The organism is Streptomyces sp. NPDC005799, from assembly GCF_040630525.1.
Lineage (GTDB): Bacteria > Actinomycetota > Actinomycetes > Streptomycetales > Streptomycetaceae > Streptomyces > Streptomyces griseorubiginosus_B.
Genome location: NZ_JBEXXQ010000070.1, coordinates 20527 through 43447 on the forward strand (window position 1 = coordinate 20527; position 22921 = coordinate 43447).

Sequence of the window (22921 nt, forward strand, 5' to 3'; positions counted from 1 at the left end):
CTGACGGCCGAGGTCGCTGGGTTGGTGTCCGGCGGCGTGGGAATGGGGCGGGCTACAGGCCGCCCTCAGTTCGGCTGCAGGTCCCGCATGCGCTCGGGCTTGGCCGCGCCGGTCGGCATGCAGGGGTGCAGGCCCAGCAGCACGATGCCGCCGACGATCGCCGCGAGGCCCGCCGCCTCCCAGGCCAGGGCGCCGGTGTCGGTGCGCAGCCGGTCGCCCAGGAAGCCGACCCCGCACAGGATGCCGGCCAGCGGCTGGGCGGCGGTGAGGGCGGGCAGGGACATCCGCAGGGGTGCCGTCTCGAAGGCGCTCTGGACCAGGATCAGGCCGGTGACGCCGAGCGCGGCCACGCCGTAGGGCTGCCAGGTGGTGAACAGCTCGGTGAGGCCGCCCTCGGAGAAGCGCTGGCCGCTGATCCGGGTCAGGGCGTCCTGGACGCCGTAGAGGACGCCCGCGGCGAGGGCCAGCAGCACGGGGGCGGCACTGAGCCGAGAACGCTTGGCGTACGTCGTCAGGAGCAGGGCCAGTCCGAGCATGGCGCCGATGATCAGCCAGTGCCGGAAGGGGTCGGTGAGCGCGCTGCCCCCGCGTGGCTGGCCCGCGACGATGAAGGCCGTGACGCCGCCCGCGAGCAGCGCGAGTCCGGTCCAGCCCTGACGGCCGAGCGGCTGCCGGGTCTGGCGGCGGGAGAGGGCCAGCGCGAACAGCAGGTTGGTGGCGAGGAGCGGCTCGACCAGGGAGATCTCGCCCTCGCTCAGCGCGACGGCGCCGAGCACCATGCCGACCACCATCAGCCCGATGCCGCCCAGCCAGCGCGGCACCCGCATCAGGTCCAGGAGCAGCCGGGGCGAGAGGAAGTCACCCAGGGGTGCGTGCTGTGCCGCGTTCTGCTGGAGCACGAAGCCGAAGCCCAGGCAGCATGCCGCGCTCACGGCGAGGACCAGAACCAGAACCGACACGCTGCGTACCTCGATCATTGGGCCGGGCTACGGGGGGCGTTTGGGTGACTGTAGCGTCCCAGTGCCCGGCGTGCCCCTGGGAGTACCCGTATTCGGGCGGTCGACCCGTCACTTCGCGCCGTCGATCAAGGGGCGGTCGAGGGCGGTGACACGGCCGTCAGGCCATGGTGCGGGGCGAACGGGGGCGGTCGCCATGGCGTACGCCACACCCCGGACCCGGCCCGCGTCCGGGCGGCGGATGTCCGGATCTCAACTACCACAATGGCAACGGAAGTTGACGCGTGTAAGGCTCAGTCGGCCCTTGACGTAAAGCATTGGCTGCCGGTTTGCTGTGCGTGATCAGTCGAAGGCAGTCCGCAGCCCTATGCCGACCGTGCCGCGTAAGGAAACCCGAGGTGACTCCACCCCCACCGCCCCTCGGCCGGGCCCGCAAACGTGCGGCCCAGGTCATGGACGCGGCTCTCGACGACGGCGAGCTCGTCGCCGCCCGGGCCGCCCTGGCGCAGGGGCGGTGGCAGGTGGCGCGATCGCTTCTCGTGCACACGGGGGACGACTGGGACCGGCGCGGCCACCGGGTGGTCGTGCTCGCGCAGGAGCGGCACGCCGCCGCCTGGGCCCGGGACTGGCTGCTCGCCGAACCCGATTCCGGCGACGGGGCCCTGCTTCTCGCGCTGGCCCTGGTCGAGCGCGCCGCACGCGGCAAGGAGCAGCCGGACCAGGCCCGCGAGGCCTGCCGGCGCGCCGCGGGCCTGCTGCCCGCCGACCCCACTCCCTGGCTCGGCCTGCTCCTGCTCGAGCAGGCCTGGGACGAGACCGAGCGGATCTTCGGCCAGATCCGCGCCCGGTACGCCGACCACCACCACGCCCACCACATGATGGTCGCCCGCCTCGCCGAACGTCACGCCGAGGCCGGCCCCGACCCGCTGCACGAGGTCTACGACTTCGCCAACTGGGCCGCCGAACAGGCCCCCGCCGACTCCCCGCTCGCCGTCCTGCCGGTCATCGCGCACGCCGAGCGCTACCGCGTCCTCGCCGCCCACGGCCTTGAACCCGCCAACCCCGCCGCCTCCCGCCACTGGACCGGACGCCGGGCCCGGCAGGTCATGAAGGCCGCATTCGACTGGTGGCTGGAGTGGGAGCACGAGGGCCACCCGCGCCGGCTGGTCGACCTGAACTTCCTGGCCCACGCCAAGGTCTGCGAGGGCCGGGGCGCCGAGGCGGCCGCCCTGTTCCACCGGATCGGCGAGCACGCCACCGCCGCGCCCTGGTCCTACCCCGACCGCGATCCGTACCCCGCCTTCCGTGCCGCGCGCACCGCCGCGTTCGGCACGGCGTGACAGACCCGACACCGACCCCGAGGACGGTCCCTCCATGGCCACCGAGAAATCCAGCGCGAGCAGACCCGCCGCCGGCATCAGCACCTTCAAGGGCCAGGAGCGCGCACTGCGGGCCGACCGCCTGGGCACGGGCGGTCTGCTGCTGTCCGTGCTCGCCGCGACCGCCCCGCTCATGGTGGTCGCGGGTGTCATGCCCACCACATTCGCGGTGATGGGGATCGTCGGCCAGCCGCTGCTGTTCGTCGTCCTCGGCGTGGTGCTGATCCTCTTCAGCGTCGGATACGCCGAGATGAGCCGGCACGTCCACAACGCGGGCGCCTTCTACGCCTACATCTCCCGCGGCCTCGGCGGCACCGCCGGCGCGGGCGCCGCCCTGGTGGCCCTGGTCGCCTACAACGCGCTCCAGGTCGGCATCTACGGCATCTTCGGCTTTGAGGTCTCCGGGCTGTTCTCCACCTACGCCCACGTGGACGTCGCCTGGTGGATACCGGCGCTGGTGGCACTGGCGGTCGTCGGCGCGCTCGGCTGGCTGAAGATCGACCTCAACGCGCGGGTCCTGGGGGTGCTGCTGATCATCGAGGTGATCCTGGTGGTGATCTTCGACGTCGCGGCGGTGGCCGACCCGGCGAAGCAGGGCCTGTCGCTGCACGCCTTCAACCCCGACACCCTCAGCGGCGCGGGCGTCGGCACCGCCCTGTGCTTTTGCATCGCGGCGTTCCTCGGGTTCGAGCAGGCCCCCGTGTACGCGGAGGAGACCAGCAGGCCGCACATCCTGGTGCCGCGCGTGATGTTCCTCGCGGTCGGCGGCGTCGCCGTCTTCTTCGCCGTCAGCTGCTGGGCGCTGACCGTCGCCGCGGGACCCTCCCAGGTCGTCGGGGTGGCCCAGAAGGAGAGCGCCGGCATGCTCTTCTCGCTGACCGACTCCCGCCTCGGCGGAACCTTCACCGACGTGCTGCACGTGCTGTTCGTGACCGGCATGTTCGCCGCCATGCTCAGCTTCCACAACGTCGTCGCCCGCTACACCTTCGCCATGGGCCGCGAGGGCCTGCTGCCGCGCGCCTTCGGCCGCACCACCGGCACCAGCGGCGCCCCCGGCACCGGCTCGCTGCTGCAGACGGCCGTCGCGGCGGTGATCGTGATCGTCTTCGCGGTCGCCGACGACAAGCCCACCGGTGATCCGACGGCGCCCGTGCTGCACCTGTTCACCTGGTTCGGCAACATCGGCGCGCTCGGGGTGATCGTGCTGATGGCGGCCGCCTCCGTGTCGGTGATCGTCTTCTTCGCCCGGCGCGGGGCCGTGGGCGCGCAGGCCTGGCGGCTGGTGACCTCGGCGCTCGCCGCCGTCGCCCTGCTGGTGATCGCCGGCTACACGGTCAAGGACTTCGACGTCCTGGTCGGCGCCGGCCCCGACTCGGCGCTGAGCTGGGTGCTGCCCGGCACCATCGGCCTCGCCCTGGTCGTCGGTCTCGTCCAGGGCCTCATCCTGCGCTCGCGTACACCCGAGGCCCACGCCCGTATCGGGCTCGGCAACGAGGCGTTCCAGCTGGACAAGGCGGCCCAGGAGACGGCGTAGCGCCGCGGCGTCGACCGCATGGCACCGGGGCGTTTTCTGAGAACGCCGTAAGAAGTGCTTACGGAACCCTGACGAGCACCCGCGATTCCTGGTCCGGCCGGGCCCGCGGGTGTTCGAATGGATACGTGAACCCCGAACAACCCGAGGAGCCGGGCAAACCGGCGCCGCCCACGCAACGCGGCACCCCGGTCGGCCGCCGGGTCCTGCTCGGCACCATCGGCCTGGGCGCCCTCGGCGTGGTGACCGCGCCCACCGTGCAGCGCGCCCTGGAGAGCTTCCTCGGCGCCGCCGCGGGCAAGGACCCCACCGGCCTGACCGGTCTGCTCCCGAACGGCGGTGGTTTCCGCTACTACTCGGTGACCACTTCGGTACCGCACAAGGACGCCTCGAACTACCGCCTCACCGTCGGCGGACTGGTCGACCGCCCGAAGACCTACACGCTCGAGGACCTGCGCGCCCTGCCGCAGACCCGGCTGGTCAAGGACGTCCAGTGCGTGACCGGCTGGCGGGTCCCGGACACCCCCTTCGAAGGGGTACGGCTGTCCGACCTGCTGGACGCGGCGGGCGTGCGGTCCGGCGCCGGGGCGGTCCACTTCACCTGCTTCGACGGCGCGTACACCGAGAGCCTCACCCTCGACCAGGCGCGCCGCTCCGACGTCCTGGTGGCGCTGCGCATGCAGGACAAGGAGATCGGTCACGACCACGGCGGACCGGTCCGCCTGTACGTGGCGCCGATGTACTTCTACAAGTCCGCCAAGTGGCTCTCCGGCATCACCGTCACCGAGCACGTCAAGCGCGGCTACTGGGAGCACCGGGGCTACGACGTGGACGCCTGGGTCGGCAACTCGAACGGACGCGACGATGACCCTACGAGCTGAGGCGCACACCCCGGCCGCCACCGAGGTCCGCCGGTTCGGACCGGTCCAGAAGTGGGTGCACCGGACCACGGCCGCGCTGATGGGTGTGTGCGTGGTGACGGCCGCCTTCCTCTACGTCCCGCAGTTCGCGGAACTGGTCGGCCGCCGCGAGCTGGTGGTCCGCGTCCACGAGTGCGCCGGGCTCGCCCTGCCGGTGCCCGTGCTGGTGGGCCTGGTCTCCCGGCACTTCCGCGCCGACCTCGGGCACCTCAACCGCTTCGGGCCGCACGACAAGACGTGGCTGCTGGCGGTGGTGAGCCGGGACAAGCGCCGCTCCTCGCGTCCGGCTGCGAAGTTCAACGCGGGGCAGAAGATCTACGCGTCCTGGATCGCCGGGGCCACACTGGTGATGCTCGGCACGGGCCTGATCATGTGGTTCACCCATCTCACCTCGATCGTGTGGCGCACCAGCGCGACCTTCGTGCACGACTGGCTGGCGCTGACCATCGGGATCGTCATCGCCGGGCACATCGGCATGGCGATCGGCGACCCGGAGGCCCGCAGTGGCCTACGGACGGGGAAGGTGAGCCGGGAGTGGGCGAAGCGGGAACACCCTCTCTGGCGTCCGTGAGCCGGGCCCGGCGGGCGGCCGCGCCCCTTCCGGCGGCGGCGAGCTCTGGCCCGGTGACGGGACCGTGACGGTGGGTGCCACCACCGTGAAGGCGTCCTTCAGACGTGCCTCGGTGCTGCCGTAGCGGACGACCACGTCGACGGATGCCGGATAGGAAGCCAGGACCGGTACGACCGCCGACAGCACCACTTCGTCGCCCGACACGGAGCGCAGCACGGGCGGCACGGGCAGCGCGCGCCCGCCGATGGACACGCTTGCGAACCTGGGCAGTTCGGCGGGGTCGAAGCAGGTGCCGTGCAGCTCGATCCCGACGGTGTCGCCGGGCTGGGCCACCTCGGTGTCCACCCCGGCGATCCGGTAGGCGCACGCGGGCGCGGAGCTCGAGGAGGCCTTCAGCCGCACGGTGGCGTGGGGGTGCAGCCGGTGCAGTTCCAGCAGCCCGCCGAGGACGGCGTAGGCGGCGCGCCCCTTGCAGGTGCCGACCTTGCCGGCCAGCGCGCCGTAGTCGTCGGCCGCCGTCGCCCAACCCCCGCCCCGGCCCTGTACGGCGAGACAGGCGGTGGCCAGAGCCCGCAGCACCCGCCACTCGGGGTCGGCGGAGGCCGCCGGGACGACCGTGCGGGCGGCCCGGCACCGGCCCGGGTCCCGGAGCTGGTCGTAGACACCGGCCGGGTCCGGCGTGGGGTCGGCGTTGGGGGAGGCCGGCCCGGGCGGAAGCCAACCCGGGCTCAGAAGAAGGCTGCTGCTGTGGCCGGGAGAGGTCGTGGGGGAGCTGCGACGGGGAGTCGCGGCGCCGGGACGGTGGCGCGGAACGTCCGGGCCTACGGTCCCCGTGGCCTCCCCGGCCGGTGACTGACGGGGGGTGGGGGAGGGGGGTGCCGTACGGGGGCCGTCGGTGACCGTCGGACCGGTGGTCACGATCGAGCTGCCGCCGCCTCCGCCGTCCGGGCCGCCACTGCCGTCACCGCCGAAGGCCGCGACGGCCACCGCCACCGCTCCCGCCACGAGCAGCCCCGAGATACGCATCCCGAGGGAAACCGCCATCACGCCCCCCGACACGGTCCGCCCCCGGAGCTCCCAGGTCCGGGGATCTCCTCATCATGCGGGCGGCCACGCGCCCGGGGAACCCGTATTCGGCTGATCCTTGGGGAATGTTCAGGAAGTCCCGAAGTCCAGCAGCACCTTGCAGGACCGGCTCCGGTCCGCCGCCAGTGCGAAGGCCGACACCGCTTCCGGCACCGGGACCACCGCGCTGACGAGCCCGTCGAAGGCGGGCTCGGCCGCCAGCAGCCGCAGCGCCTCGTCGAACTCGGTGTCGAAGCGGAAGGCGCCCCGCAGTTCGATCTCCCGGCTGACGACGAGATTGCCGGCGAAAGGAGAGGGTCCCGGCGGCAGCATCCCCAGCTGGACCACGACCGCGCCGCGCCGCGCCAGCCGCAGACAGGTGTCCAGCCCCGCCGGCACCCCGGACGCCTCCACGGCCACGTCCACCTCGGACGGCCACCCGGGATCGTCCGGGTCGTCGGCCCGTACGAGGGTGTCGGCGCCGGCGAGGCGCGCGTACTCCAGGGCGGCGGGGAGCAGGTCGGTGACCGTGACCCGTGCGGCGCCCGCGGCCCTGGCCGCCGCGACGACCAGACAGCCGATGGGCCCGGCGCCGGTGACCAGGACGTGCCTGCCGGTCACGTCACCGGCCCGGCGCACCGCGTGCAGGGCGACGGACAGCGGCTCGGCGAGGGCCGCCCGGCGCAGCTCCAGCCCCTCCGGAAGCGGCCTCAACTGCTCGGCCGGGACGACCACTCGGGCCGCGAATCCGCCCTGTACGTGGGGGAGGCGAGCCGCGCTGCCGAGGTAGCGGGTGTCCCGGCAGACGTTCCGGCGTCCGTCCACGCACTCCGGGCAGGCACCGCAGGGACTCGCCGGGTGCACGGCGACGGCCGTACCCGCGGCGGGACTTGCGGGGGACGGAGAGCCGTACGCGAGGACCGTCCCGACGACCTCGTGCCCGAGCAGCATCGGCTCCCTCAGGCGGAAGTCGCCGACCCCGCCGTGCCTCCAGTAGTGCAGGTCGGACCCGCAGACCCCGCCGTAGCGGACGGCCACCAGGGCCTGCCCCGGGGCGGGTTCCGGGACCGGCAGCTCCTCGACGCGCAGGTCGTCCTGACCGTGGATCACACAACCGAGCATCCCCGCGGCCCCCTTCACAGCACGCTCGTCATTCCGCCGTCGACGTACAGCACCTGTCCGCCGACGAAGTCCGCGGCGGGCGAGGCCAGGAAGAGCACCCCGCCCACCAGGTCCTCGGTACGGCCCCAGCGGCCGGCCGGGGTGCGGCGGCGCACCCAGGCACTGAACTCCTCGTCCTCGACGAGTGGTTGAGTCAGCTCCGTCTCGATGTAGCCCGGCCCCAGGCCGTTGACCTGCACACCGTGCGGGCCCCAGTCGGCGCACATGCCCTTGGTCAGCATCTTCAGCGCGCCCTTGGTGGCCGCGTAGGGCGCGATGCCGGGGCGGACCACCTCGCTCTGCAGCGAGCAGATGTTGACGATCTTTCCGTGACCGCGGGCCGTCATGTACCGGGCCGCCTCCCGGCCGACGAGGAAGGCGCTGGTGAGGTTGGTGTCCAGGATGCGGTGCCAGTCGGCGTCGGTGAACTCCAGGAGCGGGGCGCGCAGTTGCATGCCCGCGTTGTTGACGAGGATGTCCAGGGGGCCGACCCGCTGTTCGACGTCCGCCAGGCCGGCCCTCACCGAGGAACCGTCCGTCACGTCGAACACGGCCGTGTGGACGTCGCCGGGCAGGTCGGCGGCCGCCTTGGTGAGGCGGTCGGCGTCCCGGCCGTTGAGGACCACCGTGCAGCCGGCCTCCGCCAGGCCCCGGGCCAGGGCCAGCCCGATGCCCCGGCTGGAGCCGGTGACCAGGGCCCTGCGGCCGCTGATGTCGAACAGGGGGTGACTCATCCTCGTACTCCTAGATGACCAGTGAGAGGAGCAGGACCAGGCCGCCCGCGACCACGGAGATGATGGTCTCCATGACGGACCAGGTCTTGATGGTCTGGCCGACGCTCAGCCCGAAGTACTCCTTCACCAGCCAGAAACCGGCGTCGTTGACATGGCTGAAGAAGAGCGAGCCGGCGCCGATGGCCAGGACCAGCAGGGCGGTGTGCGTGGTCGACATGTCGGCCGCGAGCGGGGCGACCAGACCGGCCGCCGAGACCGTCGCCACCGTCGCCGAACCGGTGGCGAGCCGGATGATCACCGCGATCAGCCAGGCCAGCAGCAGCGCCGGGATCGACCAGTCCTTGGAGATGTCCAGGATCATCTGGCCCACGCCGGTGTCGATCAGCGTCTGCTTGAAGCCGCCGCCCGCGCCGACGATCAGCAGGATGCCGGCGATGGGCGCGAGTCCCTGCTCGACCAGCGGAGTGAGCCGCTCCCGGCCGAACCCGGCGGGCCGCAGCAGCGTGAAGATGCCGACGAGCACCGCCGCGAGCAGGGCTATCAGCGGGTTGCCTATGACGTCGAAGACGCGCTGGGTGATGTCGTCGGGGTTGTCGATCACGATGTCGACCAGTGCCTTGGACAGCATCAGCACGACCGGCAGCAGGACCGTCGCCAGGGTGGCGCCGAAGCCGGGGCGGTTCTCCAGTTCCTCGGAGGCGCGCGGCGGCAGCATCCGCTCGGGGACGGGCACGTCCACCCAGCGGGCCGCGACCTTGGAGAACAGCGGGCCGGCGATGATCACCGTCGGGATGGCGACCAGGATGCCCAGCGCCAGCGTCACACCGAGGTTGGCCTTCACCGCGGCGATCGCGACCAGGGGACCGGGGTGCGGCGGGACGAGACCGTGCATCACGGACAGACCGGCGAGCGCCGGGATGCCGATGCGCATCACGGAGTAGTTGCCGCGCTTGGCGACCATCAGCACGACCGGGATCAGCAGCACGATGCCGACCTCGAAGAACAGCGGGAGTCCGATGACCGAGGCGATCAGTACCATCGCCCACGGCATCGCCCGGCCGCCGGCCTTGGCGAGGATGGTGTCGACGATCTCGTCCGCTCCGCCGGAGTCGGCGAGCATCTTGCCGAGGATGGACCCCAGGGCGATCAGCACACCGACGCTCGCGACCGTGGTGCCGAGTCCGGTGGTGAAGCTGAGGATGACCTTGTCCAGCGGGGCCCCCGCGACGGCGCCGAGCACCAGCGAGCCGATGGTCAGGGAAAGGAAGGCGTGCAGCTTGAACTTGGTGATGAGCACGACGATGACGGCGATGCCCACGAGTACGGCGATGCCCAGCTGAGCGTGGCCGGCCGAGGTGATCGGCTCGGGTGCGTCCGCTGCCAGCATCTCGACGCTGAGTCTGGTCACGGTGGTCCCTTGCAGGTACGGGGAGTGGGGTAGGGGGTCTTACCGGGCCGGGTGGGGGAGTGCGCTCAGCGCCTTCATGGCCCGTTCGGTGATCTCTTCGGGGCTGCCGGTGACGTCCACCGCGACACCCGGCTCGTCCGCCTGGAGCGGCTGGAGGGTGGCGAACTGGGAGTCGAGCAGCGCCGTCGGCATGAAGTGACCCTGCCGATGCGACATCCGGTCCTCGATCAGGGCGCGGTCGCCCGTGAGGTGGACGAAGACGACACCGGGGGCCGCGGCGCGCAGTCGGTCGCGGTACGACCGCTTCAGCGCCGAGCTGCTGACCACCCCGCCGAGCCCGGCCCGCTCGTGCGCCCAGGCGCCGATGGCGTCGAGCCACGGCCACCGGTCCTCGTCGTCGAGCGGGACACCGGCCGACATCTTGGCGATGTTGGCCGGCGGATGGAAGTCGTCGCCCTCGGCGTACGGAACGCCGAGCCGCGCCGCGAGCAGGGGACCGATGGTGGTCTTCCCGGTGCCCGCGACGCCCATGACCACGACGACATGGGGGGTGCTCATCGCTGCCTCACTGTCCTCTTCGACACATGATGTCGACGTAACTGAAGCCGATTAGGTACGACGATTTCAAGACCCTGACATAAATAAGTCTGACTTTTTGTCTCGGTGATCCACCCCGTACTCTGAGTGCATGAGCACAGCGGGCCGGGGGCTGCACGGCCGTGTACTGGACACCCTCGGCCCCGCGATCACAGCGGGCGAGTACCCGCCGGGCAGCGTTCTGCGCACCGACGAGCTGGCACAGCGTTTCGACGTCTCACGGTCGGTGATGCGGGAGGCGGTCCGGGTCCTGGAGTCCATGCACCTGGTCGAGTCACGTCGGCGCGTGGGCGTGACGGTGCGCCCCGAGGCCGAGTGGAACGTGTACGACCCGCAGGTCATCCGCTGGCGCCTGGCCGGCGCCGACCGCCCCCGTCAGCTGCGCTCACTGACCGTGCTGCGCTCGGCGGTCGAACCGGTCGCCGCCGCTCTCGCGGCGAGGAACGCCAGCGCCCAGCAGTGCGCCGAACTCACCCAGTGCGCCCTCGGCATGGTCGCCAACTCCCGCGGCCACAAGCTGGAGGAGTACCTCGTCCACGATGTGGCCTTCCACCGGGTGATCCTCGCCGCCTCGGGCAACGAGATGTTCGCCCGCCTCGGGGACGTCGTCGCCGAGGTCCTCTCCGGCCGCACCCACCACGACGTGATGTTCGAGGACCCCGACCCCGCCGCCGTCACCCTCCACGTCCAGGTGGCCGAGGCGGTACGAGCGGGCGACGCGGCCCGCGCGGAGGAACTCACCCGGGAGATCACGGTGGGGGCGCTCCAGGAGCTGGACATCCTGGCGCCCTAGGACGACAGCCCGGGGGCGGTCACTCCCGCGCGCCCCGCGCCGTCACGCCGAGGGGCAGCACGACGAAGGCATCGGCCATGGCGTCCCCGGCTGGGGCCAGCGGTCCCATCGGGACACCATGACTAGGTCAACTCCATGGGATCGGGCTTCAGCTGTTGGTCACCCGACGTCAGCCGGCTCACCATCGCCGCCCGGGACGTCACGTCGAGCTTCATGAAGATGCGACGCAGATGGGAGGCCACGGTCCAGGTGCTGATCTCCAGGACCGAGGCGATCGTCTTGTTGGGGTGACCGCAGGCGACCATGCGGGCGATCTCCAGCTCGCGCGGGCTCAGTAAGGAGACGGGCCCCGTCCGGTCGCCCCGCAGGACCAGACACCGTACGCCGTCGATCTCCAGGTCCAGCAGCACATGTCCGTCACCGGCGGCGAGCTTGGCGATCAACTCCACCGCCAGCGCCTCGACTTCTGCGGCGGTCCGCTCCCTGGCCAGTAGTCCGGTACCTGCCCCGTCCGTCATCGCCAGCCCCCTTGCCTGCAGCGGCCGGGACCTCACCCGGTTCCACGCCCGTCGGCATGAGCGCACTTTAACAGCGGGTGCGACCCCCCTGTGCCCCATTTGCGTGTAGCACGTCCGAGGGACGCTCATCCGAACCCGACCGGTACGGCCGACCGCAGTACGTGCGACTGGTAGGCCAACTCCGCCATGACCAGGGTGAGTTGTCCGACCGCGTGACGAGAGGCGGCGATGCACATGCGCCAGGCCGAGCTGGAGTACGAGGACGAGGCCGCCCTGGAGAGCGAGTTCGAGGGCGCCGGCGAGGAGGAGTACCTCTTCGAGGAGGAAGGCGAGGAGGAGGGCGAGGAGTTCCTCGGCCGGATCGCCGGTGCGCTCGGCGGACTCCTGGGCGAGGGCGAGTACGAGGGGGAGTACGAAGGCGAGTGGGAGGGCGAGTACGAGGGCGAGTTCGAGGAGGAGGCCTTCTTCCGCCGGATCCGTTCCTTCGTCCGCCGGGCCGCCCCGATCCTGCGCCAGGTCGCGCGGGTGGCCGCCCCGATGGTGGGCACCGCCATCGGCGGACCCCTCGGCGGGGCTCTCGGGAGCGTCGCCGCCCGGGCTCTCGGCGAGGGCGAGTTCGAGGAGGAGTACCTCTACGAGGAGGAGGGCGAGGGGGAGTTCGAGGCCGAGGCGGAGGAGGAGGCGACCCGACCGCTGACCCAGCAGGAGGCGCTGGCCGAGATGATGGCCGCCGTCGCCGCGCAGGCGCAGACCGAGGCCGAGGCCGAGGCGATGATCGGCGCCGCGACCGTCTCCGCGCTGTCCGCCCGGGACCGGGCCGCCCTGCGCCGGCTGCTGCCGCATCTGGTGCGGGCCACCTGCGTCCTCACCCGGCTGCTGCGCCGGCAGCGTGCCACCCGGCCCGCCGTGCGAGCCGTGCCGCTGATCGTCCGCCGTACGGCCCGTGTCCTCGGCGCCCGCGCCGCGGCCGGCCGGCCCGCCGACCGCCGTACCGCCGCCCGCGTCATGGCCGGGCAGACCCGGCGCGTCCTGGGCAGCCCGCAGCAGACGGCCCGGGCACTGCAGCGCAACGTGCGCGCCGCGACCGCGGTCCGTGCCACCAGCCCCGCCGCCCGGACCCGCCGCCCCTACGCGGGCGCGCGGCTCCGCCGCCCCGGCTACTCGGCCCCGCGCTGAGCCACAGGAAGGACTGCGGCCATGAGCACGACCACCAACGGTGCCGGTCCCAGGACGTCCGGCGCGGCGCCGCTCCCCGAGCTGGAGGGGGAGTGGGAGAACCTCTACGAGGGCGAAGGCGCCCTGGAGAGCGAGTACGAGTACGAGGGCGAGTACGAGTTCGCGGGCGAGGGCGAGTTCGAAGGCGAGGAGTTCCTGTCCTCCCTCGCGGGACTGGCCGGCCGGGCGGCGCGCTCGGCACTCGGTGCCCTGGGCGGCGGGGGCTCGGAGCAGGAGTATCTCTTCGAGACAGAGGGCGAGTTCGAGGAGGAGTTCGAGGAAGAGAGCCTCCATCACAGGGAGTTCGAGGAGGAGTTCCTCCACGAGTACGAAGCGGAGGGCGAGTTCGAGTACGAGTACGAGTCCGAGTCCGAGGCGGAGGGGATGACCAATCCCCTTCGGCGGATCTACCCGGACGCCCTGATGGAGCACCTGGGACATGCCGCCGCCGAGGCGGAGTCCGAGGAGGAGGCCGAGGCGTTCATCGGCGCGCTGGCGCCCATCGCCGTGGGCCTGGCGCGCCGGGCCGCGCCGGCCGTCATCCGCCACGCTCCGCAACTGGTCCGCGGCCTCGCGGGCGTGACCCGCACCCTGCGCCGCAATCCCGCGACACGGCCCCTGGTCCGGGCGCTCCCCACCATCGCCGTACGCACCGCCGGCAGCCTGGCCCGGCAGGTGGCCCGGGGCCGTCCGGTCACGGCACGCTCGGCCGCCCGTACCCTGGCCGGCCAGACGGCGGCGGTCCTGTCCGACCCGCGCAGGCGCCGTGCGGTGCTGCGGCGAGCCCGGACCATGGACCGCCGGTACCACCAGGCCGTACGGTCGGGTGCTCCCGGAGTGGCGCCGGTCTCGGCCGCCGCCGTGCGCTCGGTGGCGGCGGTCCCGACGGGCGTGACCGGCCCCGGACCGTACGGACGGCCGACGGTCGTCCCGGCGACGCGCCGCCGGTACGGGCCTCGTCGCGTGGCCGCCCCTCCCCCCGGCCTGCCCGCCCTGTCCGTCGCGTGGGTCCCGGTCCCCGCCTACCGCCCGGCCCGCCCACGCAGGCCCTACGGCATCTGACGGAGGCCCCCGATGACCGCAGCCACGCCGTGCGACCGGGCGGCCCGGAAAATCCCCTCCGGAAAACCGGACCTTGCCGCCCCGGCCGACCCGGGGCGGACGCCGCGACGTGCCGCACGGCGGCCGCGGTCCGGGGGCACGGTCCGCTCCCGGGTTCCGGCCGGAGGCCGACGATGAGCGCGCCGACGGCCCGCGACCGGGCCCGTACATCGGGTGCGGGCGCCTCCCGTTCGGGCGTCCCCCGCACGGACGTCCCGCGCTCGGGCGCACCCCGCTCGGGGGTCCGTCCGGTGCTCGCCGCGCAGCCCCGGGTCTCCGCCTCCGCCGGTATGCCAGCCCGTCCCCCGGGACAGGTCCGCCGTGCCCCCGGGGCTCCGATCCCCACCCCGGACCCAGGGACCGCCGTCGTCCAGTCCGGTCGCCCCGTCCGTCCCGCCCCCGTCGTCGTCCCCGTCCGCCAACCCTGGCTCCGTGCGCAGGGGTTGAACGTCACCCGGCATGCCGCGGCCCTGCGGCCCTTCCGGGCAGGGGAGTTCGGGAGCGGGGCTGCGGCGCCCACCGCCGGACATCTGCAGGCCGTCAACGCGCTGTTGCGCCAGCTGCGTGGTGAACTGCTGCGGCAGAGCGAGCAGGTTCGGGAGCTGGCCCGCGCTGCGCAGGCCCGGCCCGTCACCGGGCGCCTGCAGAGGCTGCTGACGGCCAAGGAGCAGGCCCACGACTGGGTGCGTGAGGTCGAACGGATCTGGGACTTCTACTTCGAGCTGTTCGGCCAGCGCCAGACCGTGTTCGCGGACGCCCTGCTGTCGTGCGACCGCATCGCCCTGTCCTGCTACCAGGCCGCCTACCTCGGTGTCGGCGAGGCCAAACCGCTGCCGGCCCCGCCCCCCTTCTCCTTCATGCGCACCGGATTCTCCCCGGCCACCTTCCGCCGCGGCATCCCGCTGCGCCGCCTCGGCCGACGTCTCAACCCGTTCCCGCTGGTCCAACTGCCCTACCACCGACTGGTCAACCCCTGGACCCTGGGCGCGGTGCTTCACGAGGTCTCCCACAACCTCCAGAGCGACCTCGGCCTCGACCAGGCCGTGCCCCGCGCGATCGCCCGCCGGCTCCTCGACGAGGGCTGCCCGCCCGCCGTCGTGCGCACCTGGGTCCGCTGGAACCGTGAGATCTACGCCGACCTGTGCGCCCTTCTGCTCGGCGGCCCCGCCGTGGTCGGGTCCTTGCTCGACGTGATCGGCCGCGCCCCGGCGACCGTCCTGACGTACAGCCCGCACGGTCCGCATCCGACGCCCTGGTTGCGGGCCTGGATCTCGATCGAGCTGCTGCGCAGGACGGGGTTCGAGGAACAGGCCGAGCGGTACGGGCGGTTGTGGGCCGCGATCTATCCCGACCCGCGGGCCGGCACCCTGCCCCGCGACCTGCTGGCCACGTTCCAGGCCGCCCACCCCGCGGTCGTCGACGCCCTCTGCTTCCGGCCGTTCCCCGAGCTCGGCCGCCGCACCCTCGCCCAGGTGCTGCCCTTCGGCGCCAAGGAGTACGCGATGCAGCGGGAAGCCGCCGAACGCCTCGCCGCCGGAACCGACCCGGGCATCATCCCGGCCCGTTTCCTGATCGGCGCCACCCGCTCCGCCCTGGACCGCCGCCTCGCCCGCCCGGGCGTGATCACCCGCAACTTCTACACGGAACTGGCGAGGCGATGACCGTGACCCTCCGGTTCACCCGGGCAGGCGCGAAGACCGCGCCCGACGCCCGATGCCGGCAGACCGCCGCGCTGACCAGCCCGTGCTCCACGTCCGGCGTCGGCCGCTGACCTGGAGAGGAAGGAGAGCACGATGCCCACACTCACGATCCAGGTCTACCTCGCGCCCACTCCCGACGCCGGGGAACCGAATCCGAAGGCCTGGCCGAAACCGCACAACGTCACATTGGAGCTCTCCCGGACGACCGGGGGGCCACCGATCACGGTGGGGCCCTCGGACGAGCAGGGGCTCATCACCTGCGCACTCGAGCCGGGCACCTACACGGTCGCCGCGCGACCGGACACACCCGTGGGCTTCACCGACGTGCGGGCCTCGGGCGGTGGCGAGCCCGCCGATCTGGTCCTGGCGGCCCGGAGCGGACAGCGCGGGAAGGAGCCGTACGTCGTGCTACTGCCCGAAGCCGGCACGCAGCTCGTGCGACTGCTGACCGTCACCCCGGAGGGTCGGACGGCGCCGGGTGCCAGGGCCGCCGTGGCGGGTGTCGACTACGTCAGCGGGCCGGACGGCCTCATCCACGCGGCGGCCAAGGGCGAGAGCGTCGACGTTGTCGCCCGCAGCGGCGGGTTCTACGCACCGCTCGACCCCAAGGCCACCGAACACCCCATGGGAGTGGACCCGCTGGCCGATGAGCCGAAGCGACTGGTGTACCGGCGCGACTTCGCCCGTTTCGTGATCGAAGCCGCAGTGGACGGAAAACCGGTGGTCGGAGCGGTCTTCCGGCTCGTGCCGTCCGACGCCCGAGACGAGACCGACTCCCGGAGGGAGCGCACCGACGGCCATGGCCGGTGCGTCTTCGACACCGTCGCTCCGGGCATGGCGGACATCGCCGTCGACGACCTGTCCCACGCCAAGTGCGGCACACACGGTGTCGACGTCGACCCCAGGTACCGGCGGGCGCTCTGCAAGGCCGCCCGAGGCAAGGAGCACGACATCTCGGAGCGCTTCAGGTTCCTCCGGCTCGCCACCGAGGAGACACACGGCATCAGCGGGGAGGTGACGGACGAGGAAGGTCACCCGGTCCCCCACGTGAGGGTGACGATCCACAGCGAGGACGGAACGGAAGAACTGGACACGACGCACACCGACGACGACGGCGACTACGAACTCGTCGTCGACCGTGCCGGTGTCTACCTGCTTTCCGCCGATCCCGGATACGGGGAACCGGTCCAGTGGACCACCGTCGACGTGAACTCCACGCCCGTCGTACCCTTCGTCGTCACCCGCCCGCCCGGCAGGGGCGGCAGGACGACCCCCTCCGGCCAGGTGCTCAGCGACCTGTCCTCGTTCCCCGTTCTCACCGAGGACATCGGTTCCGGCCGCGGCGCCCCGGTCGTCGGCGGAGACCGCTCGGCCACCTACGGGCAGATCGTCGAGGGCGCCCTGCGGGATGTGCTCGGCTGGCGTCCCGGCTCCAACACCTCGGGTTTCCAGGCGGCGCTGACCGGGGCCTTCGAGTTGCGGGAGGTGGAGGGGCACACGGAGTTCACCTGGCACCCGCGCGGCTACGCCGTCCAGGCAGACCTGGGCGCGCTCACCGGAGCGCAGGCGAGCATCTACAACCGGGCCAAGAACGCCCTGGACCAGGTCACCCCCCTGCTCGACGGCCTGCAACCCCTGGACCCGGCCGCCGATCCGCAGGACACCGAGGCCATCCGTACCATCGTGCGGTCGGAACTGGGAGAGCTGGTCGACGAGTTGGCCGTGGAGGGCGGGCCGCGCATCCAGCGGGTGAACGAGCTGTTCACCCTGCTGGCCGGTCCCCACGTCACCGGCACGCCACTCAATCCGGACTCGGTGGGCGGGCAACTCGCCCAGCTCCGCGAGCGCTTCGGGCTGAACACCGGCCGCGTCGGCACACTCGACGAGGAACGGATCGTCACCAACTTCCGTATCGTCGTCGACCACGTGCTGGCCCTGGAAGCAGGCTGGCAGACGTACCGCCAGCTGTTCGACGGCACCACCCCGGACACCTCGCTCGGCACGGTTCTGATCCGGCTGTCCCGCAACCTGGACGTGGTGGCACAGTCCGTCGAGGAAGCCGTCTTCACGCTGGAGTCCGTCTTCATCGACGCGGCCCAGCGCCAGACGATCAGGCTGGAGTTCCCCGCTTCGTCGGGCCTGCCCTCGATCCTCTTCTCCGACCTGCTGGACTGGGTGGTCCGGGTCAGTACCAGCGAGGCACCCCGGCTGATCCGGGAGGCCGGCAAGGACGGCGTCGTCGCGATCACCCCCATCCTGGACCAGCTCGCCGACCTGGTGCGCCGCACCCTCGCTCTGGCCCGCAGCGGCACTCTGCCCAGCGGCGTTGCGCTGCCCGACGGCCTGCGGACCGGGCGGGTGGTGCGCGCCCTCGGCGAACTGGCGCAGCAACTCACCGACACGGCGAGGCTGGCCCACGCGGTGCAGCGCGGCGAGCCTCCGCTCGTGGTCTTCGCCGAGGCAGAGAAGCACAGCGGGCACCACCTGCGGGTCCGCCTGGTCGGCAGCGGCTTCCTCCCCGGCGCCACGGCGGAGCTCTCCGCCCTCGAACGGCCGGACTGGGCCGTCATCGTCTCCGGCACCGTGGACACCACCAAGCCGGGACGAGCGACCGCCCTGTTCAACGGCGTGCCACGGGACCGCGACCTCACCTGGGTGGTGACCCTGGTCAACCCCGGCGGCATCCGCAGCAACACGGTCGACGCCCTGACGACCTGACGGAGGAGACCCATGGCGAACGAACAGGACTACCAGGCCTTCCTCGACCGCATCGCGGCCCTCCGGGAGACCGTCACCGACCGGCTGTCCGCGCAGCTCGTCGCCGATCCGCAGCTGGCGGACGTGCTGACGAAGCAGATCGACGACCTGTTGCAGTCCGCGGTCAAGGCGGACCTGGAGCAGAAGCCGCCGCCGGACAAGGGCCTCGCCCAACTGGTCGGCATCGGCGACCAGGCCGCAGACGAGCTCGGCAAGACCCGGCTGCCGCAGGCGATCGAGCCGTACGACGAGACGGTGTCCTCCGAGCGGCTCGTGGCGATGGCCGACCTCTACTACATCTACCAGCACGAGATGATCGGCGTGTTCCGCGCCGTGCAGAAGCTCCAGGAGCTGTTCCGCGCGGGCGCCGTGTACCTGTCCAGCGGTGCGGGCGCGTACGCGCTCTACCAGTTCGACCGCCGCGAGGTGCTGCGCTACACGCGCCGGGACCGACTGGCCGCCTACCGCCGTGCCTTCGGCTACGGCAGGGCGCCCGTCCCCTCCGGCTCCCGCGCCAACGGCGACTTCCACGGCCTCCTCGAGCACTTCGTCAACCAGGTCGCGCTCTTCCACCGCGACAAGCGGATCGCGGACGTGGTGCGCGAGCGGGCCTACGACCCGAGCTTCGGCAGCATCGCCGTGGTCCGCCGGGCCGGCCTGGACCTGCGCAACAACCTGAAGTTCACCTCGTACGGCCATGTCAACGTGCTCCGCGTCGAGGTCATGCAACTCCTCGACGAGGCGTACCGCATCCTGGGCTCGGACGACATCAGGCGCCTGTACGGCGCCGACACCGCCTGGGACGTCGTGGAGATCGTGCTCGCCCAGTACTTCGGCGAGCGCCTGGTCACCTCGCCGCGTCAGCGCATGGGCATCGCCGGCCGCGAGGTCCTGCGCTGGCTGGCCCAGCCGCATCTGCTGCAGACCCAGCGAGCCAAGTTCGAGACGCTTCTGCTGGAGATCGCCGAAAGCGCGGAGGAATGGCTCACCAGCGCGCAGTCGCTCGGCGTCGCCGTCCGCCAGGAGGACCGCCGGGGCATGCCCTGGGACCGCTCCGCCGCGCCCGTCGCGGGCGCCCAACGCGTCACCCGCCCACGGCCACCGGCCCCGCCGGTGGTCCGCGGCACGGGGCCGGCCGGCGGGACACGGGGCCGTGCCACCGCACCGCTCAACGGGGCGCGTGTGTGACCCGAAGCCGTGAGGCCGGCGCCGAGCGCGCGCGGACGGCGCCCGGGGGAACGGTTCGGCCCGCTGTCGCGGGCCACGTTCCCGGCGGGAGTGCGTCCCTCGGCGGCGGTCGTACGAGCGGAGCCCGTACGACCGCCGCACTCCGCCATACCCGCGCCCGTCGCGCCCGGACCCTCTCCCTCCTGTGCGACCTGATCCGCCACCCGACCGTCAGCGCCGACCCCGCCCACCGCGCCGACCTGCGCGCCTGTGCCGCGGTGCTCGCCGCGCACCTGCGCCGCATCGGACTGGACGCCGTCACCGTGCGGCCGGGGCGCGCCGCCCCGTACGTCACCGGCGAGTGGCTGCGGCGACCCGGCGCTCCCGTGGTGCTCGTCTACGGTCACTACGACGTGCAGCCCGCCGGACCGCGATCGGCCTGGGCCACGCAGCCCTTCCGCCCCACGGTCCACGCCGGATACGTCCACGGCCGCGGGGCCAGCGACGACAAGGGGCAGCTCGTCGCGCAACTCGCCGCGATCGAGGCCTGGCTGGCGGCCGGGGGCCCGCCCGTCAACCTGCGGATCGTCCTCGACGGCGAGGAGGAGATCGGCAGCCCCGCACTGAGGCACCATCTGCTCCGCCGTCCCGCCTTCCTGCGCGCCGATCTCGCCGTCGTCTCCGACACCCGGATGCGGGATCCGCACACCCCCGTCCTGGTCACGGGCCTGCGCGGCTCCCTCGCCGTCCGCCTCGACGTCACCGGCCCCACCACCGACCTGCACGCCGGTGCCTACGGGGGCGCGGTGGCCGAACCCGCCCAGGCGCTGTGCGCGTTGGTGGCGAGCCTGCACCGGCCCGACGGCCGTGTCGCCGTCGAGGGTTTCTACGACGACGTACGCCCCCCGCACCCGGACACCCGCGCCCGGCTCGCCCGCGACGGACCGACGGATCAACAGTTCCTCGCCCCGGCAGGACTCCGGTACGGACACGGCGAACCGGGCCACTCCGCCTTCGAGCGGGCCACCGTCCGCCCGGCGGTGGTCGTCACCGCCCTGCACGCCGCGGCCCGTGCCGCCGTCCCGCGCCGGGCCGGCGCCGAACTCGGCGTCCGTCTGGTGCCCGGTCAGCGGCCGGCCACCGTGTTCCGGGCCCTGCGCACCCATCTGGCACAGCGCGTCCCGCGCGGGGTCAGGGCGCGGCTGACACCGCTGTCCTCCTGCGGGCCGTACCAGCTGGACCTCCGCGATCCCGCGGTCGCCGCCGCACGCCGGGCCGCCGCCCCCGTCTTCGGCCGGGCGCCCCTCCTGCTGCCCTCGGGCGGCTCCATCCCCTTCGTCGGCGACCTCGCCACCACCGGCACCCGGACACTCCTCCTGGGCTTCGGCCTCCCCGACGACAACATCCACGCCCCCGACGAACGCTTCGCCCTCAGCAGCCTGCACCGCGGAACCGACACCTGTGTCCGCCTCTACGCGGAACTCGGCGCGCTCTAGTCCTCGAGGAACTCCCCGCCCACGTACACCCACGCCCCCTCCACCCGCTCGAAGCGGCTGCGCTCGTGCAGCGCACCGCCCCTGAAGGACGCGCGGAAGGTCACCGTGCCGGTGGCGTGGAAGGCCGAGCCGTCGGCGGTGTCCAGGATCTCCAGGCCCGTCCAGCGCATCCCGGCCTCGAAGCCGACCCGGGCGGGGCGGGTCCGCGGATGCCAGGTGCGCAGCAGATAGGGCTCGTCGCGCTGGACGAAGGCGCTGTAGCGCGAGCGCATCAGCGCCTCGGCCGTGGGTGCCGCCGCCTCACCCCGGTGGAAGCGGCCACAGCACTTCTCGTACGTCCCCGGGAGACCGCAGGGACAGGACGGTGAGGGGCGTCGGGACATGGGGGTCATTCTGCCCGCCCCGCCCGTCTACGCCGACTCGGCGTTGGTCGGCGGGTGTGTGGGACGCGCCGGGATCTGGGCCGGCAGCGCGGGCAGCCGGGTGCCGTACACCCAGGCGTCGAAGAGGCCGTCCAGCGGTTCGTCCGCGTAGCGGTTCGCATGGGCCGTGAACGTCGTGGTCGTCACCGCCCCGCCCCGGTGCAGTCCCGCCCAGCCGCGCAGCATACGGAAGAAGGCCTCGTCGCCCATCGCGCAGCGCACCGCGTGCAGGACCAGCCCGCCGCGCTCGTAGAGCCGGTCGTCGAACATCGACTTGCGTCCCGGATCGGCCAGCCGGAGGTCCTGCGGCTGCGAGGACAGCAACCGGTGTGCGGCGGCCGCCAGTTGCTGCGCGCTGCGCCCGCCGGACCGCTCCGACCACAGCCACTCCGCGTACTTGGCGAAACCCTCGTTCAGCCAGATGTGCCGCCAGTCCGCGATGGACACACTGTTGCCGAACCACTGGTGCGCCAGCTCGTGCGCCACCAGCCGCTCCCAACCCCGGGCCCCGTCCACGTGGTTGGCGCCGAACAGCGACAACCCCTGAGCCTCCACGGGCACATCGAGTTCCTCCTCGGTCACCACGACCGCGTACTCGTCGAACGGGTAAGGCCCGAACAGCTCCTGGAACAGGTCCATCATCTGCGGCTGCCGCGCGAAGTCCCGTGAGAACTCCGGCAGCAGATGCGCCGGGATGTGCCCGTGCTGCGGCACCCCGCCCGGCCCCGGGTCGCCCAGCAGCACCGTCTGGTACTTGCCGATCGCCAGACCGACCAGATAGCTGGAGGTCGGCGCGGCCTGCTCGTACACCCACGTCGTGGTGGACGCCTTGGTCGTACGGGTCAGCAGCCTGCCGCCCGCGACCACCGCGTACGCCGATGGAGTGGTGACCGAGATCTGGTACGAGGCCTTGTCGGCGGGCCGGTCGTTGCACGGGTACCAGGACGGCGCCCCGATCGGCTGGCTGGCCACCAGAGCCCCGTCCTCCAGCTCCTCCCAGCCGAGCCCGCCCCAGGGGCTGGGGACCGGCTTGGGATTGCCCGACCAGTGCACCTCGACCGGGAAGGCGGCACCCGGACGGACCGGCTTGGCGGGACGGACCCGCAGCCGGCCGCCGCGATGGGTGTAGTGCGCCGGGCGGCCGTCCACCTTGACCCGGCCGATCTTGAAGTCGGCCAGGTTGAGGGTGAACTCGGCGAGCGGCGAGCGACCCGCTATGGCGCTGATCCGGGCGCTGCCCGCCAGCCGGTTGGGACCAGGACGGTAGTCCAGCGTGAGCTCGTACCGGTGCACGCGGTAACGGGCATCACCGTGTTCCGGAAAGTACGGGTCCGAACCACCCGACTGCTGAACTGCCACTGCCGCTTCTGCTCCCTGCGCCGTCGAACCACTCGCTCCCGCCGGTGCCTCGCACGCGACACCCAGATCCG

The 22921-nt window shown here is 72.6% G+C and carries 20 protein-coding genes; 11 read left to right on the forward strand and 9 right to left on the reverse strand.

Annotated features, from left to right (window positions below):
- Positions 1 to 65: 65 nt before the first annotated feature.
- Complete coding sequence (locus ABZ453_RS43965; protein ID WP_359024542.1) at positions 66 to 959, reverse strand: DMT family transporter; 894 nt, start codon at positions 957 to 959, stop codon at positions 66 to 68.
- Positions 960 to 1354: 395 nt separating this feature from the next.
- Between ABZ453_RS43965 and ABZ453_RS43970 the strand changes: the two genes are divergently transcribed.
- The 4 genes from ABZ453_RS43970 to ABZ453_RS43985 all read left to right on the forward strand — a co-directional run bounded on the left by ABZ453_RS43970 (position 1355) and on the right by ABZ453_RS43985 (position 5357).
- Positions 1355 to 2296, forward strand: coding sequence for a hypothetical protein (locus tag ABZ453_RS43970; protein WP_359024544.1), 942 nt, complete (start codon positions 1355 to 1357; stop codon positions 2294 to 2296).
- A 34-nt stretch (positions 2297 to 2330) separates the two neighbouring features.
- Positions 2331 to 3869, forward strand: coding sequence for an APC family permease (locus ABZ453_RS43975; protein WP_359024546.1), 1539 nt, complete (start codon positions 2331 to 2333; stop codon positions 3867 to 3869).
- 125 nt (positions 3870 to 3994) lie between these two features.
- Positions 3995 to 4747 (forward strand): molybdopterin-dependent oxidoreductase, encoded by a 753-nt coding sequence (locus tag ABZ453_RS43980; RefSeq protein WP_359024548.1) that lies wholly within the window; start codon positions 3995 to 3997, stop codon positions 4745 to 4747.
- A complete protein-coding gene (locus ABZ453_RS43985) occupies positions 4731 to 5357 on the forward strand; it encodes a cytochrome b/b6 domain-containing protein (protein WP_208780973.1) in 627 nt (208 codons plus the stop codon). Before ABZ453_RS43980 ends, ABZ453_RS43985 begins: the two co-directional genes overlap by 17 nt.
- Here ABZ453_RS43985 and ABZ453_RS43990 read toward each other — a convergent pair.
- The 5 genes from ABZ453_RS43990 to ABZ453_RS44010 form a co-directional block, all read right to left on the reverse strand.
- A complete protein-coding gene (locus ABZ453_RS43990) occupies positions 5295 to 6401 on the reverse strand; it encodes a hypothetical protein (RefSeq protein ID WP_359024550.1) in 1107 nt (368 codons plus the stop codon). The genes ABZ453_RS43985 and ABZ453_RS43990 overlap by 63 nt on opposite strands.
- Before the next feature lie 111 nt (positions 6402 to 6512).
- The gene (locus ABZ453_RS43995; protein ID WP_359024552.1) at positions 6513 to 7544 is read right to left on the reverse strand and encodes an L-idonate 5-dehydrogenase; all 1032 of its coding nucleotides are present in this window, start codon (positions 7542 to 7544) and stop codon (positions 6513 to 6515) included.
- A gap of 14 nt (positions 7545 to 7558) precedes the next feature.
- Complete coding sequence (locus ABZ453_RS44000) at positions 7559 to 8317, reverse strand: SDR family oxidoreductase (protein WP_359024554.1); 759 nt, start codon at positions 8315 to 8317, stop codon at positions 7559 to 7561.
- A gap of 10 nt (positions 8318 to 8327) precedes the next feature.
- Positions 8328 to 9725: a gluconate:H+ symporter gene (locus tag ABZ453_RS44005; protein WP_359024556.1), complete on the reverse strand. Its 1398-nt coding sequence runs from the start codon at positions 9723 to 9725 to the stop codon at positions 8328 to 8330.
- Positions 9726 to 9764: 39 nt separating this feature from the next.
- The gene (locus ABZ453_RS44010; RefSeq protein ID WP_359024558.1) at positions 9765 to 10283 is read right to left on the reverse strand and encodes a gluconokinase; all 519 of its coding nucleotides are present in this window, start codon (positions 10281 to 10283) and stop codon (positions 9765 to 9767) included.
- Positions 10284 to 10413: 130 nt separating this feature from the next.
- Between ABZ453_RS44010 and ABZ453_RS44015 the strand changes: the two genes are divergently transcribed.
- Positions 10414 to 11115 (forward strand): FCD domain-containing protein, encoded by a 702-nt coding sequence (locus tag ABZ453_RS44015; protein WP_359024560.1) that lies wholly within the window; start codon positions 10414 to 10416, stop codon positions 11113 to 11115.
- Between the two features lie 122 nt (positions 11116 to 11237).
- On the opposite strand, the gene ABZ453_RS44020 is transcribed toward ABZ453_RS44015, so the two are convergent.
- A complete protein-coding gene (locus tag ABZ453_RS44020; RefSeq protein ID WP_359024562.1) occupies positions 11238 to 11633 on the reverse strand; it encodes a LuxR C-terminal-related transcriptional regulator in 396 nt (131 codons plus the stop codon).
- A 234-nt stretch (positions 11634 to 11867) separates the two neighbouring features.
- Between ABZ453_RS44020 and ABZ453_RS44025 the strand changes: the two genes are divergently transcribed.
- From ABZ453_RS44025 to ABZ453_RS44050, 6 genes are all read left to right on the forward strand, one after another.
- The gene (locus tag ABZ453_RS44025; RefSeq protein ID WP_359024564.1) at positions 11868 to 12809 is read left to right on the forward strand and encodes a hypothetical protein; all 942 of its coding nucleotides are present in this window, start codon (positions 11868 to 11870) and stop codon (positions 12807 to 12809) included.
- 21 nt (positions 12810 to 12830) lie between these two features.
- Positions 12831 to 13910, forward strand: coding sequence for a hypothetical protein (locus tag ABZ453_RS44030; RefSeq protein ID WP_359024566.1), 1080 nt, complete (start codon positions 12831 to 12833; stop codon positions 13908 to 13910).
- A 173-nt stretch (positions 13911 to 14083) separates the two neighbouring features.
- Positions 14084 to 15610 carry a hypothetical protein gene (locus ABZ453_RS44035; RefSeq protein ID WP_359024568.1) on the forward strand — a complete coding sequence of 509 codons (1527 nt, stop codon included), beginning with the start codon at positions 14084 to 14086 and terminating at the stop codon, positions 15608 to 15610.
- A gap of 132 nt (positions 15611 to 15742) precedes the next feature.
- Positions 15743 to 18367: a carboxypeptidase regulatory-like domain-containing protein gene (locus ABZ453_RS44040; RefSeq protein ID WP_359024570.1), complete on the forward strand. Its 2625-nt coding sequence runs from the start codon at positions 15743 to 15745 to the stop codon at positions 18365 to 18367.
- A 12-nt stretch (positions 18368 to 18379) separates the two neighbouring features.
- Complete coding sequence (locus ABZ453_RS44045) at positions 18380 to 19594, forward strand: hypothetical protein (protein ID WP_359024572.1); 1215 nt, start codon at positions 18380 to 18382, stop codon at positions 19592 to 19594.
- Positions 19591 to 21069, forward strand: a complete 1479-nt coding sequence (locus ABZ453_RS44050; RefSeq protein WP_359024574.1) for a M20/M25/M40 family metallo-hydrolase — start codon at positions 19591 to 19593, stop codon at positions 21067 to 21069. Before ABZ453_RS44045 ends, ABZ453_RS44050 begins: the two co-directional genes overlap by 4 nt.
- Here ABZ453_RS44050 and ABZ453_RS44055 read toward each other — a convergent pair.
- Together ABZ453_RS44055 and ABZ453_RS44060 are read right to left on the reverse strand one after the other, a co-directional pair.
- The gene (locus tag ABZ453_RS44055; protein WP_359024576.1) at positions 21066 to 21452 is read right to left on the reverse strand and encodes a YchJ family metal-binding protein; all 387 of its coding nucleotides are present in this window, start codon (positions 21450 to 21452) and stop codon (positions 21066 to 21068) included. The two genes, ABZ453_RS44050 and ABZ453_RS44055, sit on opposite strands and share 4 nt — an antisense overlap.
- 27 nt (positions 21453 to 21479) lie before the next feature.
- On the reverse strand, positions 21480 to 22850 hold the full coding sequence (locus tag ABZ453_RS44060; RefSeq protein ID WP_359024578.1) for a M1 family metallopeptidase: 1371 nt from the start codon (positions 22848 to 22850) through the stop codon (positions 21480 to 21482).
- Positions 22851 to 22921: the final 71 nt, after the last annotated feature.